The 13,946-nt window shown below is 74.2% G+C and carries 9 protein-coding genes; 5 read left to right on the forward strand and 4 right to left on the reverse strand.

Annotation, left to right across the window (positions count from 1 at the left end):
* The first annotated feature begins 208 nt into the window (after positions 1 to 208).
* Together IW245_RS04940 and IW245_RS04945 are read left to right on the forward strand one after the other, a co-directional pair.
* Complete coding sequence (locus IW245_RS04940) at positions 209 to 2,758, forward strand: phosphocholine-specific phospholipase C (protein WP_197002010.1); 2,550 nt, start codon at positions 209 to 211, stop codon at positions 2,756 to 2,758.
* 83 nt (positions 2,759 to 2,841) lie between these two features.
* Positions 2,842 to 3,714 (forward strand): MurR/RpiR family transcriptional regulator, encoded by an 873-nt coding sequence (locus tag IW245_RS04945; protein ID WP_197002011.1) that lies wholly within the window; start codon positions 2,842 to 2,844, stop codon positions 3,712 to 3,714.
* Between the two features lie 56 nt (positions 3,715 to 3,770).
* On the opposite strand, the gene IW245_RS04950 is transcribed toward IW245_RS04945, so the two are convergent.
* Positions 3,771 to 4,172 carry a peptidoglycan-binding domain-containing protein gene (locus IW245_RS04950; RefSeq protein ID WP_197002012.1) on the reverse strand — a complete coding sequence of 134 codons (402 nt, stop codon included), beginning with the start codon at positions 4,170 to 4,172 and terminating at the stop codon, positions 3,771 to 3,773.
* 67 nt (positions 4,173 to 4,239) lie between these two features.
* The gene (locus IW245_RS04955) at positions 4,240 to 7,452 is read right to left on the reverse strand and encodes an AfsR/SARP family transcriptional regulator (protein ID WP_197002013.1); all 3,213 of its coding nucleotides are present in this window, start codon (positions 7,450 to 7,452) and stop codon (positions 4,240 to 4,242) included.
* Between the two features lie 120 nt (positions 7,453 to 7,572).
* Between IW245_RS04955 and IW245_RS04960 the strand changes: the two genes are divergently transcribed.
* Both IW245_RS04960 and IW245_RS04965 read left to right on the forward strand, forming a co-directional pair.
* A complete protein-coding gene (locus IW245_RS04960) occupies positions 7,573 to 8,295 on the forward strand; it encodes an AfsR/SARP family transcriptional regulator (protein WP_197002014.1) in 723 nt (240 codons plus the stop codon).
* Between the two features lie 93 nt (positions 8,296 to 8,388).
* Positions 8,389 to 9,582 carry an extracellular catalytic domain type 1 short-chain-length polyhydroxyalkanoate depolymerase gene (locus tag IW245_RS04965; RefSeq protein ID WP_233472667.1) on the forward strand — a complete coding sequence of 398 codons (1,194 nt, stop codon included), beginning with the start codon at positions 8,389 to 8,391 and terminating at the stop codon, positions 9,580 to 9,582.
* On the opposite strand, the gene IW245_RS04970 is transcribed toward IW245_RS04965, so the two are convergent.
* Complete coding sequence (locus tag IW245_RS04970) at positions 9,561 to 10,766, reverse strand: collagen-like domain-containing protein (protein ID WP_197002015.1); 1,206 nt, start codon at positions 10,764 to 10,766, stop codon at positions 9,561 to 9,563. The genes IW245_RS04965 and IW245_RS04970 overlap by 22 nt on opposite strands.
* Positions 10,767 to 10,859: 93 nt before the next feature.
* A complete protein-coding gene (locus IW245_RS42045) occupies positions 10,860 to 12,212 on the reverse strand; it encodes a cytochrome P450 (protein WP_197002016.1) in 1,353 nt (450 codons plus the stop codon).
* 73 nt (positions 12,213 to 12,285) lie between these two features.
* Here IW245_RS42045 and IW245_RS04980 point away from each other — a divergent pair, with 73 nt between their 5' ends.
* Positions 12,286 to 13,920 (forward strand): NAD(P)/FAD-dependent oxidoreductase, encoded by a 1,635-nt coding sequence (locus tag IW245_RS04980; RefSeq protein WP_233472665.1) that lies wholly within the window; start codon positions 12,286 to 12,288, stop codon positions 13,918 to 13,920.
* The last annotated feature ends 26 nt before the right edge of the window (positions 13,921 to 13,946 follow it).

The raw sequence follows: 13,946 nt of genomic DNA on the forward strand, positions 1-13,946 counted from the left end.
TCAAGCGGTCACCGTGGGTTCACCTTTTCGCACAGTAAAGACAACTCACAGTTGCATTACCTGTGATCGATGCTTCATGATGTTTGTCACAAGCTCTAACCGAGCACTAATGAGCACGGGGCCCGAATTTCCCAGGAGTTAGCCATGTCGCACCGTTCGAGTCCGCACGTTCCCGGTGGCTACTCGGGTCTGCGCAGGACGCACTGACATGGATAGGCGTAACTTTCTGCGGTCGGCGGCGCTGACCGCCGGCGCCGCGGGCGCCTTCACGGTGCTGCCCGAGAGCCTGCGCCGGGCCATGGCCATGGCCGCGCCGACCGGGGGCCTGGAGGTCATCGAGCACGTGGTGATCCTCATGCAGGAGAACCGCTCCTTCGACCACTACTACGGCTCGCTGCGCGGCGTGCGCGGCTTCAACGACCCGGCCGCGATCACGCTGCCCACCGGCCGGCCCGTGTTCCAGCAGACCGACGGCAACGGCTACGTGCTGCCGTACCCGGTGAACGACCAGTTCATGTCGGGCACCGCGCACGACTGGACCTCCGGCCACGATGCGTGGAACGGGGGCCGCTACGACCAGTGGGTCGCCAAGAAGGGCAAGCGCACGATGACGACCCACCTGCGGTCGGCGCTGCCGTTCTACTACGCCCTGGCCGACGCGTTCACGATCTGCGACGCGTACCACTGCTCGGAGAACGGCCCGACGAACCCGAACCGGCTGTTCCTGTGGACGGGCATGCTGGGCTACGAGCCCGACGGCTCGCGGGCCATCGGCAACGCCGCCTGGCAGAACCCGACCCACCCCGGCTACTCGTGGACCGCCTACGCGGAGCGGCTCCAGGCGGCGGGGAAGACCTGGCGGGTGTACCAGGAGTGGGACAACTACGGCGACAACTCGCTGGACTACATGGCGACGTTCCTCAACATCGGCCGCAAGGCGGTGTCGAAGACGAACGACGGCACCGGCAAGCCGTACGCCAACGTGGAGTACTTCCACTACGCCCTGGAGAAGGCCACCCCCGCCGGGCAGACGACGTTGCTCGACCAGCTCGCGGCCGGCCTGGCGACCCTGACGTCCGCCGAGCGCGACCTCTACGACCGTGGCCTGGCGCGGGTCCGGCCCGACCAGCTCGTGGCGGCGTTCGGCGACGACGTCGCCAACAACCGGCTGCCGGCCGTGTCCTGGATCGTGGCACCGGAGAAGAAGACCGAGCACCCGGACTGGGGCCCGAACAACGGCGCGGACCTGACGAAGCAGCTCCTCGACAGGCTGGCGTCGAACCCGGCGGTGTGGAACAAGACCGTCGTCCTGATCACCTACGACGAGAACGACGGCTTCTTCGACCACGTGCCGCCGCCGGTCCCGCCGCTGAGCGCGAACGACGGGCTGTCCACCGTGCCGATCACCGACGAGGTGGTCGGCAGCCAGCCGATCGGCCTCGGCGCCCGGGTACCGATGATCGTGGTGTCGCCGTGGAGCCGGGGCGGCAACGTCTGCTCGCAGACCTTCGACCACACGTCGGTGCTGCAGTTCCTGGAGAAGTGGACCGGCATCGCGGAGCCGAACATCTCGCCGTGGCGCCGGGCCGTCTGTGGCGACCTGACCTCGGCGTTCGACCTGACCACCGCCAACGTGACCTATCCGACGCTGCCCACCCCGGTGCCGACGGGCGGGCCGATGTCGACCAACCCGCAGCCGCCGGCCAACCAGGCGCTGCCCGCGCAGGAGAGCGGGCCGCGCACCGCCCGCGCGCTGCCGTACACGCTGACGGTGTCCGGCCGGGTCGCCGCCGACGGGTTCACGCTCGACTTCACGAGCGCGGGGACGGCCGGGGCGCACTTCTACGTCTACGCCAACGCGTTCCGCACCGACGGCCCGTGGCGGTACACGGTGGAGGCCGGCAAGACCCTGTCGGACACGTGGGTCGTCGGCAGCCCGACCGGTTCGTACGACCTCACCGCGGTCGGGCCCAACGGGTTCGTGCGCCGGTTCGCCGGCAACCGGGTCACGGCCACCGCCAGCGGGAACGCGAACCCGGAGGTGACGCTGCGGTACGCGCCGACCGAGAACCGGGTGTACCTGAAGATGGTCAACACCGGCACGAAGGCGTGCGTCGTCACGGTGCGCGGCAACAACCGCTCCGGCGGCCCGTGGCCGTACACCCTGGCCGCCGGGGCGACCGTGGAGGACTACTTCAGCACCGGCCCCACCAACGGCTGGTACGACCTGACCGCCACCGCCGACACCACCGACGGGTTCCTCCGCCGGTTCGCCGGGCACATGGAGAACGGGGCGGCGAGCATCAGCGACCCGGTGATGGCGTCGGGAAAGCTGCCCTGCACAGTCCGGTCCTTCGACAGCCAGGAGACCGTGGGGGAGTCCGGCGCCGCGACCAACGCGGTCGACGGCAACCCGGCGACGATGTGGCACACGAAGTGGTATGGCGGCAACGCCCCGCTGCCCCACGAGCTCCAGCTCGACCTGGGCTCGAACCGCACCGTCACCGGGCTGACCTACCTGCCCAGACAGGACGGCGGGGTCAACGGCCGCATCGGCCAGTACGAGGTCTACCTCAGCACCGATGGCACCACCTGGGGTACGGCCGCGGTGACCGGGACGTTCGCCGACGACGCGACGGCCAAGACCGTCCGCTGTTGGCCCACGACGGCCCGCTACGTCCGGCTCCGGGCCCTGACCGAAGCCGGCGGCCGCGGCCCCTGGACCTCCGCCGCGGAGGTCACCCCCCTCGGATGGTGAGACCCGACAGGGCCGGGCAGGTCACCGGCGACCGCCCGGCCCACGGTCCCCATCCGCCACGAACGACAACGCAAGGACGTGTGGTGTACACAACCTCCCCCAGCGTGCTGGTCATGATCGACGCCGAGCTGTCGCGCCTGCCGGACGCGCTGCGCTCGGTCGGCAAGGCGGTCCTCAACGACCCACTGGCCACGGCGACGATGTCGATGAACGCCCTGGCCCTGCGCAGCCACACGACCCCGGAGACCGTCGCCCGGTTCTGCCGGGCCCTGGGCCTGGCCGGCTTCCAGGACCTGCGGGTGCGCCTCGCGCGCGAGGCCAAGCACACCGGTACCGACAGCTGGCCCGACGACATCGGCTTCGACGTCAGCCCCGACGACAGCCTCGCGCACATCGCGGCGGTCGTCGCCCGCGCCGACGTGCTGTCCCTGCAGGACACCGCCGACCAGCTCGACCTCAGCGCCCTGGACGCCGCCGCCCGCGCGCTGGCCGTCGCGGGCCGCATCGACGTGTACGCCCTCGGCGGCAGCGCCTACGCCGCCCAGGAGATGGAGAGCCGCATGCACCGCATCGGCCGCCCCATCTGGGCCCGCACCGAGGCCCAGCAGGCCCAGACCAGCGCGGCGCTGCTCACCCCGGTCGACGCGGCCATCGCCCTGTCGCACTCGGGCACCACCGGTCAGACCATCGCGGCCCTCTGCCTGGCCGGCAGCGCCGGGGCGACCACGATCGCGATCACGGACAACCCCCATTCACCCCTCGCCGGGTACGCCGACCACATCCTCACCACGGCCGTGCACGGCACCACCTACCGGCACGGCGGCCCGGCGGCCCGGCACGCCCAGCTCCTGATCCTCGACACGCTCTACGTCCGGGTGGCCCAGCTGACCCACGAGCACGCGTCCGCCTGCCTGGAGAAGACCCGGCACATCCCGGAACACCACCGGGGCACCTGAGCGGACACGACGAAGGGCGGGCCGACACCGAGGTGCCGGCCCGCCCTGGATCGTGACTAGCCGACCTGGACGCAGTAGCCGTTCGTGTCCACCCAGTACATCGCCCTGCGGGTGTTCGGGCCGTACTGGCCGTCGGCCGGGGTGCCGGCGATCCGCTGCACCCGGATCAGGGCGGCCTTGGTGGCCGGCCCGAAGTCCGAATCCAGGGCCAGGTTCTCCCCGTAGCAGTAGTTCATCGTGTACTGGAGCTTCTGCACCGCGGCGCTGTGCGTGCCCTGGACCATGTTGCAGGTGACCGTGTTGCCGGCCTTGTACATCGGAACCCAGGCGTTGTTGTACAGCGCGACCCAGTCGCAGGTCGGCGTGGACGCCATGGCCGGGCTCGCCGGGCTGGCGGCCAGCAGGCCGCCGGCGAGCAGGGCCGCGGCGGCCAGTTGGACGAGACGCTGACGAATCATCGAATCTCCTCGGTACGTGGGGTGGTACCGAGAGGGTGTCAGCGCCCGCGGGACGAAAACCTTGCCGTTATCTGACCAGGGCCCGGATTCGCCCGACCTCCGGCACGTCGAGCCCGTCGAGGAGCGCCGCCGCCGCCCGCCAGTGCTCCCGGGCGGCGTCCCCGCCCGCCGCCGCACCCAGGGTGATCAGTGCCCGCGCCGCGCCGATCCGGTGCCCGCCGGGGCCGAGGACGTCGAACGCCGCACCCGCCGCCTCCGCCGCCGCCGGGTCCCCGGCAGCGAGCCGGGCCTCGGCCAGCTCGCCCAGCGCCACCCCCTCCAGGAGCCGGAAGTGCCGGGTCCTGGCCACCTCGACCGCCAGCGCCGCGTGTCCGACGGCCTCGTCGGCCCGGCCCGTCGCCCGGGCCGTGGCGGACAGGCCGACCAGGGCCAGGATCTCCGCGTCCGGCAGACCGGCGGCGCGGGCCCCGGCGAGCGCCTCGGAGTGCAGCCTCCCGGCGTCGGCGTGCCGGCCGAGGCCGCCGAGGACCATGCCCAACGTCCGGCGGACCAGCGCCTCCACATAGGGGTGCTCGAACAGCAGGATCGTGGCCAACGCGCGTTCGGCGTGCTCCAGGGCCATCTCGGGCCGGCCGGCGTCGTGGTGGACCTCCGCCAGGGTGTTGTACATCCCGGCCTCCAGCACGTCGTCGTGGTGCCGGACCAGTTCGAGGGCCTCGGTGATGTTGGCGACCGCCTCGTCCAGCCGGCCCAGCTGGTGGTTGAGCATGGCGAGGTTGGACAGGGTCAGCGCCAGCGGCCCCGGCGAGCCGCTCGACCGGTGGATCGCCAGCGCCCGGGACATGTGCTCCTCGGCGGCGGCCAGCTCGCACAGCTCGAAGTGCACCCCGGACAGGCCGACGAGGTTGGTGGCCAGGTGGATGGGGCGCCCGGTCCGTTCGTTGAGGGCGATCGCGCGCCGGTGGTGCACGGCGGCCTCGCGCAGGTTGCCGGCCTCGGAGTGCGCGATGCCGAGGTGTCCCTCGGCGGAGGCCTCCTCGTGGTCCCAGCCGGCCAGCCGGGCCAGCTCCGCCGCCTGCCCGAGGTGCTCGATCGCCTCCTCGTACCGGCTGGCCCGGAGTCGGGCCAGCCCGAGGCCGAACCGCATCGCCGCCCGGCCGTGCGGGTCGTCGGCGGCCTCTGCGGCGGCCAGCCCGGCGGCGGACACCGCCAGCCCGTCGGCGGCGTGCGCGCCCCGGACGAAGTATCCGCGCAGGTAGTAGGCCAGTTGCCAGGCGAACCGGCCGGGTCCGTGCTCGGCGGCGTACCCGGCGGCGGAGATCAGGTTGGGCCGCTCGGCGTCCAGCCACCGCAGCGCCGACTCCGGGTCGGCGAACGGCGGGTCCTGCCCGTCGCGGCCCGGGAACGCCGGCAGTAGCGGCAACAGGGCCTGCCCGCCGGCCGCCGCGTGCCGCAGGTAGTGCTCGAACAGCCGCTCTACCGACGCGTCCCGCCCGGCGGGGCCGTCCTCGGCGAGGCTGCGTTCCCGGGCGTACCGGCGGATCAGGTCGTGCAGGACGAGCCGGCCGCCCCCGCGCGACTCGACGAGGTGCGCGCCGGTGAGCCGGTCGAGCACGGCGGCGCCGGCGCCGGGGCCGGCGTCGGCGTCGGCGAGCACGGCGGCGACCTCGGCGGTGAAGTCGGGGCCGGGGACCAGACCGAGCCGGCGGAACATCACCCGCTCGTCGTCGGTGAGCCGCGCGTAGGACTGGTCGAACGCCGGCCGGACGGCGGAGCGCTCGTCGTCGGGCACCGCCAGCCGGTCGATCGTGTCGGCGGCCGTCAGCTCGGCCACGTGCTCGGCGATCAGGCGGTCGGGCAGCACGGACAGGTTCGCCGCCGTGATCCGCAGGGCGAGCGGCAGCCGGTCGCACGCGGTGGCCAGCGCCGCGAGCGCCTCGGGTTCGGCGTCGGCGCGGTGCCGGCCGATGATCCGGCTGATCAGGTCGCCGGCCTCGGCGGGCGCGAGCGGGGCCAGGGGCAGGGCGCGGGCGCCCTCGCGGGCGACGAGGCCGGTGAGCCGGTCGCGGCTGGTGACGAGGACCTGGCAGCCGGGGGAGGAGCCCGGCAGCAGCGGCCGGACGTGCTCGGCCGTGGCGGCGTTGTCGAGGACGACCAGCATCCGGCGGCCGGCGAGCAGGGACCGGTACCGCTCGGCGGCGGCGTCCAGGTCCTCCGGGATCCGCTCCGGCTCGACGCCCAGCGCCCGCAGCAGCCGGGACAGGGCCACCAGCGCGGACACCGGCGGGCCGGGGTCGTAGCCGCGCAGGTCGACGTACAGCTGCCCGTCGGGGAACAGGTCAGACCGCTGGTGTCCCCAGTGGATGGCGAGCGCCGTCTTGCCGACGCCGGCCGTCCCGGTGACCAGGGTGATCAGCACCGCCGTGCCGTCCGGGCCGGACCCGGCGAGCCGGTCGAGGTCGGCCAGTTCGGCGTGCCGGCCGGTGAAGTCGCCGACGTCGGTCGGCAGCCCGGCGGGGGCGGCGGGCCCGGCGGCCGGTCGCGGGTCGAGATCGGGGTCGGAGCGCAGGATCGCGGCGTGCAGCTCCCGCAGCTCGGGGCCGGGGTCCAGGCCGTGCTCCTCGGCGAGCAGCCGGTGCAGGTCGCGGTAGCACTCCAGGGCCTCGGCCTGGCGACCGGACACGTACAGCGCGTGCATCCGGTGCCCGGCCAGCTTCTCGCGGAGCGGGTGCGCGGCCGCGAACGGGGCGAGGTAGGCCGCGATGTCCAGGTCGGTGCCCGTCGCCAGGCACAGGGCCGCGTACTCCTCCACACAGCCCAGTCGCTGCTCGTCCAGGCCGGCGGCGGCGGCGAGCAGCGCCGGACCGGACAGGTCGGCCAGCGCCGGGCCGCGCCACAGGTCCAGCGCCTCGCGGTACACCCGGATCGCCTGCTCGGTCGGCAGCTCCCGGGCCTCGGCGGCCAGCCGCTGGAACACCCGGGCGTCGAGCTGGTCCGGGTCGGCGCGCAGCCGGTAGCCGGCGCTCTCCCGGAGCAGCTCCGAACTGGCGGGGGTCAGCCACAGCGCCCGGCGCAGCGCGGCCACGGTGTTGTGCACCTGTTCGCGGGCCGTGACCGGCGGCTCGGCGTCCCACAGCATGTCGATCAACCGGGACACCGACACGGTCCGGTTGAGGTCCAGGAGCAGCGCCGCCAGCAGCCGGCGCTGCCGGGTGCCCGGCACCGGGACCTGCGCGCCCGACCGCCAGACCTCTACCTGTCCCAGGATCCGAAACTCCATCGTGCCCCCGTCCGCATGGTGAACGGGGAGAATCGTAGAGCGTCGCGGGTCGATATGACGAAAACCTTGTCGAATCCTCGCTGATGGGTTTCCGATAGTGCCACCGAGCAGGATCGGGGCATGCGAATGTCGACGGGGACGGATGGCGTCCGGCCGCAGGTCGGGCTGTTGGGAGAGGTCGGGGTGCTGGTCGCGGGCCGGTGGATCGGGGCGGGTCCGCCCCGGCAGCGGTGCGTGCTCGCGGTCCTGGCGCACGCGCCGGGGCGGGTGGTGCACCTCGACGCCGTGATCGACCGGGTGTGGGGCGAGTCCCCGCCGCCGGGCGCCCGCCAGACGGTGTACGCCTATGTCGCCCGGCTCCGCCGCCTGCTCCGCCCGGCCTCGGTGGGCCTGACCCGGCGCTGCGGCGGCTACGTGCTCGACCTGGCGCCCCACGACGTGGACGCGCACCGGTTCCGGGCCCTGGCCACCGACCCGGCGGGGCTCGGCCCGGCGCTGGACCTGTGGCGCGGCGACCCGCTGACCGGGGTCGCCGGGGACTGGGCGGCGGCGGTGCGGGCCGGGCTGGAGCGCGAACGGCTCACCGCGCTGGCCAGGTTCCACGAGGAGGAGTTGCGGCGCGGCCGGTTCGAGGCGGTGGTGGGCCCGTTGTCGGAGCTGGTCAGCGCGTACCCGACGGCGGAGCCGCTCGTCGGTCACCTGATGACGGCGCTGTGCGGGGCGGGCCGGCGGGCGGAGGCCCTGCGCGCGTACGCGGAGGCCCGCAGCCGGATCCGGCGGGATCTGGGCGTGGAGCCGGCCCTGGAACTGCGCGAGCTGCACGCCCGGGTGCTGCGCGGCTGACCGGCGTCGGTGTGCGCGCGCACCACTGCGGGCCTGCGGAAACCTGTGCCGGCGGCCATGTCGGGGCCGGCACGGCGCTCGTAGCATTGTGGAGTGACCCAGGTCACTTTCTCCTCGTGGAGGCCCCTCATGCGCCTGCTCCGCGTCCTCACCACCCTCGCGCTCCTCACCCTGGCGCTCACCCTCGCCGGCCCGGCGCACGCCGCCGCCCTGACCGAGGTCACCGGCTTCGGTTCCAACCCGGGCGACCTGCGGATGTTCACGTACGTGCCGCCGGGCCTGCCGGCCGGCCGGCCGCTCGTGGTCGCACTGCACGGCTGCGGGCAGAACGCCGCCGGGTACGCGACCGACAGTGGCTGGACCGAACTGGCCGACCGGTACGCCCTGGCGGTCCTCGTGCCCCAGACGTCGACGGCCAACAACATCCAGGGCTGCTTCAACTGGTTCCTGCCCGGGGACACGGGACGCGGCGCGGGGGAGGCGCTGTCGATCCGGCAGATGGTCGCCCGGCTCGCGGCCGACGCCGGCACGGACCCCGCCCGGACGTACGTGACCGGCCTGTCGGCGGGCGGGGCGATGACCGCGGTGATGCTCGCCGCGTACCCGGACGTGTTCGCCGGGGGCGGGATCGCGGCCGGCCTGCCGTACCGGTGCGCGACCACGGTCCTGGAGGCCACCGTCAACTGCATGTCCCAGGGCGTCGACCTGACGCCGGCCCAGTGGGGCGACAAGGTCCGGGCCGCGTCCGGGTACAACGGCCCGTGGCCGGTGGTGTCGATCTGGCACGGCACCGCCGACCCCACGGTCAACCCGGTCAACCTACGCGAACTCGCCGACCAGTGGACCGACGTGCACGGCGCGGACCGCACGGCAGACGTCACGGACACCGTGAACGGCTATCCGCACCAGGTGTTCCGCGACGCGGCCGGCGCCGCGGTGGTGGAGACGTTCTCCGTCACCGGGATGAGGCACGCCCAGCCGATCGACCCGGGCACCGGCCCGGGCCAGTGCGGCCGGGCCGGCGATCCGTACATTCTGGACGTCGACGTCTGCGCGGCGTACCAGATGATGGTCTTCTGGGGTCTGGCCACCCCGGCGCCGGGGCCGACGCCGACCCCGGTCTGCGTGACGGCCAGCAACTACGCCCACACCCAGGCCGGCCGCGCGCACGTCTCCGGCGGCTACGCCTTCGCCAACGGCTCCAACCAGGCGATGGGCCTGTGGAACGCCTACGTGACCAGCACCCTGCGCGAGACCTCCCCGGGCTACTTCGTCGTCGGCTGTTGACGCACCTGGTGGGCCCCGGCGATGTCCGTCGCGTTGAACGACGGCCCGGAGCCCACCACGACGAGCCGGTAGTCGCCCGGCCCCGACAGCGACGAGCGGGCCGTCACCCTGGCCCGCAACGACTGGCCGGCCGGCACCCGCACCTGCGCCCAGTTGGGCGTCGTCTGGCTGGTCGCCGACGCCAGCGGCGCGCCGTTCCCGTCGGTGAGCGCCAGGTCGAACCGGTCGGTGAGCGCGCCGGCCGCCGGCAGCACCTGGGGCAGGAACCAGCAGACGTAGGACACGTCCTCGTAGGTGTCCAGCTGGTGCACCCGGGCCGGGGTCAACGTGCCGAACACGCAGTCGGTCATCCAGGTCAAAGACGCGAACCCCTTCTCCGGTACGACCAGCACCGTCACGAACTGGTCGGTGTCCGACGCGAACGGGTACGCCTCCGAGCCGCCCACCGGCAGCGTGTGCCGGACGGTGAAGGAGGTGTCGTTGCCGGGGAGCGTCAGCGCGTAGCCGGCCGGGTAGTCCTCGACCAGCCCGTACACGTGGTCGGGTCCGCCCGGCCACGGCACGGCCACGGTCCGCCGGACCCGCCCGCCGGCGTCGACGTACTCGCCGTGCGCGTTGCGGCTCCCGGCCAGCGGACCGGTCGGGCCGAGCGGCCCGAGGGGACCCATCGCGCCGAGCGGCCCCATCGGGCCGAGGACCGTCCACAGACCGCCGAGCTGGAGTTGGCGGCCGTAGTCGCCGCCGGTCGACGGCAGGGTCTGGCAGTAGGCGGTGACCCCGAGCGGACCCTGCGCCCCGAGCGGCCCGTCGGGCCCGAGCGGATCGACGGCGCCGAGCGGCGGGGCGAGGCGGGCGGCGGCCCCGGGGAGCGGGCCGTTCGCGCTGAGCGGGCCCCACGGGCCGAGCGGGCCGAGCTCGCCCAGGGCGCTGATCGGTTTCAGGTAGTCGCGCGCGGTCATCGGCGCCGGCGGCGTGTCCACCACCGGCGGCATCACCGACGACACGTCGCCGTGCAGCGCCGCGACACTCGACGCGCTGACGGACGACCCGCTCGACATGGTCCCCGCGCCGGAGCCTGGGCAGGCGCGGACGACCGGCGGAGCGGCCAGTCCCGGAGCGCCGGGCACGAGTGCGCCGGCCAGTCCGGCGGCGAGGGCGACGGATACCGCGAAATGTGTCCTCATCGGACCATGGTGCTCGACGGGGCGGGGGTGCGGGAAAGGTCTTTCGCGCCCACACCCGGCCCCGGTCCGGTGTGCGCGGCCGACATGCCCCGGTCACCGCTCGCTGACGGCCAACCGGAACGCCCCGGGATCCAGGACGCGCGGCAGCGGCCCCCGCACGGGCAGGCCGGCCGACAGCAGCCGGAACCCGGCCCGGTCGAGGAGTTGACCGACCAGCTCCGTCGTCATCAGCACCCCGAGGTCCCGCCCCGCGCAGACCGGCTCGCCCAGGTCGAACGGGAAGAACCCCGCCTCCGGCGACGGATCGCGCAGATCGGGCAGGAACGCGTCGGGCTCGGCCACCGTCCGCCGGTCGCCGTGGCCGAACACCGCCGGCACCAGCAGACGGGTACCGGCCGGCAGCACCTCCCCGCCCCAGTCCACCTCCCGGCAACTGTCCCGGAACAGGTCCCGGGCCGGCGGCCACAGCCGCAGGGTCTCCAGGACGCACGCCCGCGCGACGTCCGGGTCCTTGCGGGCCCGGTCGGCGAGGTCGCGTTCCCCGGCGAGGACGACCAGCGTGGTCAGGGCCACGCCGGCCAGGATGTCGAACGCCAGGAACCAGTGCGCGACCTGCCCGACCACCTTTTCCCGCCCGGTGTCCGTGCCGCCGCCGGTCACCGCGCACCGGGGCGGGTCGATCGCCGCCTCGGCCACGCCGCCCGGGACTGCGGCGTCCAGGTAGGACCCGAGCCGGTCGGCGAGCCGCTCCCGGACGGCCAGGGCCCGCTCGGCCCGCCGCCGCGCCCCGGGCCATGCGGCGTCCACGCCCGGTGGCCGGGATCCGTGCCCTTCCGCGCCCAGCTCCAGGTACAGGCCCGTGACCTCGGTGTCCCCGGCCGCCGGGTCGCCGAGGACGATCCGGCGGGCCATCCGGTCGACGGCGTTCTGGAACACGGCCCAGGTGAGGACGGCCCGGGCGGCGACCAGGCGGCCCGCCTCCTCGCAGATCACCCGACGGACCGCGTCGGTGCGCGGATGCCGGTCGGCCACGTCGCCGGGGAACCGGCGGTCCCCGGCACGGGAGGCGGCGCCCCAGCTCAGCGCGAGCCCACCGTCCGGACGTCCCCCTGCCGCCCCGCCCCGGCGAACCGCGTCACCGGCACACCCCGATCCGCCCGCGCCCACGTCCGCACCGACCGCGCCTGCGCCGCCCGCGCCCGGGACGGGGTCGCCCAGTACCCGCCGGACGGCGGCCGGGGTGAGGAGCACCAGCACCGGGCCCCGCGGACCCCGGACCCGGACGGCGTCGCCGTAGCGGTCGCGGAACCGGTCGAGCAGTGCCGTCGACCGGCGGACGGCCCCGTGCCGCCCGGTCAGCCGGGCCGCCCACCGCTGGGGCAGCCACCGGCCCCGGGCGAGCGCCGGCCCCAGGCGCAGCGCCGCGAACCGCAGGGTGTCGGGCACGTCGGCACAGGGAATCTTTCGCCCCAAATATACTAAATGCGACATTGGACTGATCTTAACGGAGTGAACAGACGTGAGCACCGCTCCCCGCCCCGCCATCCTGCTCGTCGACGGTGACGTCCTCGCCCGGGAGGAACTCGTCGCCGGGCTCCGGGCCCGCTACCGCGACCGGTTCCGGGTGGTCGGCGCGTCCGGCCGCACCGAGGCCCTGTCCCTTGCCCGCGAGCTGCCCCAGGTCGGCTCGCCGGTCGCGCTCGTGGTCACCCAGCAGCGGCTCACCGACGGGCTCGGCACTGCCCTGCTGGAAAGCCTCCGCGACGACCACCCGGGCGCGAAGCGGATCCTGTTGTGCACGACCGCCGACGCGGACGCCGCCCTCGACGCCATCAACCGGACGGGCCTCGACCGGTACCTGGTCGCCCCGTACCTGCCGGTCGAGGAGCGGCTGCACCCGGCACTCGACGACCTGCTCTTCGACTGGGACGCCCAGAACATGGCCGCGCACCTCGGGGTCCGGGTCACCGGCCACCGCTTCGCCGCCCGCGCGTACGAGGTGAAGGACTTCCTCGCCCGCAACGTGGTCCCCTTCGAGTGGGTCGACACCGCCGACGAGTCGTCCCCGACCACGGTCGCGCTGGGCGACGGCCGGGTGTTCCGCGACCCGAGCCTCGCGGAGCTGGCCCGCGGTCTGGGGCTGACCCAGGAGGCGACCCGCGACGCGTACGACCTGATCATCGTCGGGGGCGGCCCGGCCGGCCTGGCCGCGGCCGTGTACGGGGCCTGCGAGGGCTTCACCGTCCTGATCATCGAGGACGACGCCCCCGGCGGGCAGGCCGGCAGCACGTCCACGATCGAGAACTACCTGGGCTTCCCGTCCGGCCTCACCGGGGCGGACCTGGCCCAGCGGGCCCTCGCCCAGGCCCGCCGGTTCGGGGTCGAGTGGCTGTGCACGAGCGTCGCCGCCGGCCTTCGTACCGGCACCGACGGCGTGAACCATGTCCTGCTCACCGACGGCGTCACCCTGACCGCGCGGGCGATCCTGGTCGCGACCGGCATGTCCTACCGCCGCCTGGAGGTCCCGGGCGTGGCCGACCTGCTCAATGCCGGCGTCTACTACGGAGCCTCCCTCACCGAGGCGGCCCAGACGACGGGGGAGGACGTCTACATCCTCGGGTCCGGCAACTCCGCCGGCCAGGCCGCCCTGTACTTCGCCGAGCACGCCCGTTCCGTCACCGTCCTGGTCCGGGAGAAGTCGATCCACGACTCGGCCACCTCGAACTACCTGATCGAACGGCTCCTCGACCACCCGGCCGTGATCCTGCGCGAGGGCGTCGAACTGGCCGAGACGATCGGGGAGGGCCGGCTGGCCGCGCTGGTGCTGCGCGACAGGGAGACCGGGGACACCGCGACCGTGCCGGCCGGCTCGCTGTACATCCTGATCGGGACCACTCCGTGCAGCGGCTGGGTGGCCGACGCGGTCGGGCTCGACGAGTTCGGCTTCGTCCTGACCGGACCGGACGTGCGGTCCCGCCCCGAGCGGCTGCCCGTGCCGTGGGCGGCGGACCGGGAGCCGATGCTGATGGAGACGTCGATGCCGGGGGTGTTCGCGGCCGGGGACGTGCGGGCGGGCTCCGTGAAGCGGGTCGGGTCGGCGGTCGGGCAGGGCGCGGTGGCCACCCAGGCGATCACCCAGTACCTGCGGGGGTGACGTGCGGCGACCGCCGGGACCCGGGT

The sequence above is a fragment of the Longispora fulva genome, from assembly GCF_015751905.1.
Classification (GTDB): Bacteria; Actinomycetota; Actinomycetes; order Mycobacteriales; family Micromonosporaceae; genus Longispora; species Longispora fulva.

Coding starts and splice junctions, on each gene's coding strand:
- IW245_RS04940 (WP_197002010.1), top strand. CDS start 209: ATGGATAGGCGTAACTTTCTGCGGTCGGCGGCGCTGACCGCCGGCGCC.
- IW245_RS04950 (WP_197002012.1), bottom strand. CDS start 4,172: ATGATTCGTCAGCGTCTCGTCCAACTGGCCGCCGCGGCCCTGCTCGCC.
- IW245_RS04955 (WP_197002013.1), bottom strand. CDS start 7,452: ATGGAGTTTCGGATCCTGGGACAGGTAGAGGTCTGGCGGTCGGGCGCG.
- IW245_RS04960 (WP_197002014.1), top strand. CDS start 7,573: ATGCGAATGTCGACGGGGACGGATGGCGTCCGGCCGCAGGTCGGGCTG.
- IW245_RS04970 (WP_197002015.1), bottom strand. CDS start 10,766: ATGAGGACACATTTCGCGGTATCCGTCGCCCTCGCCGCCGGACTGGCC.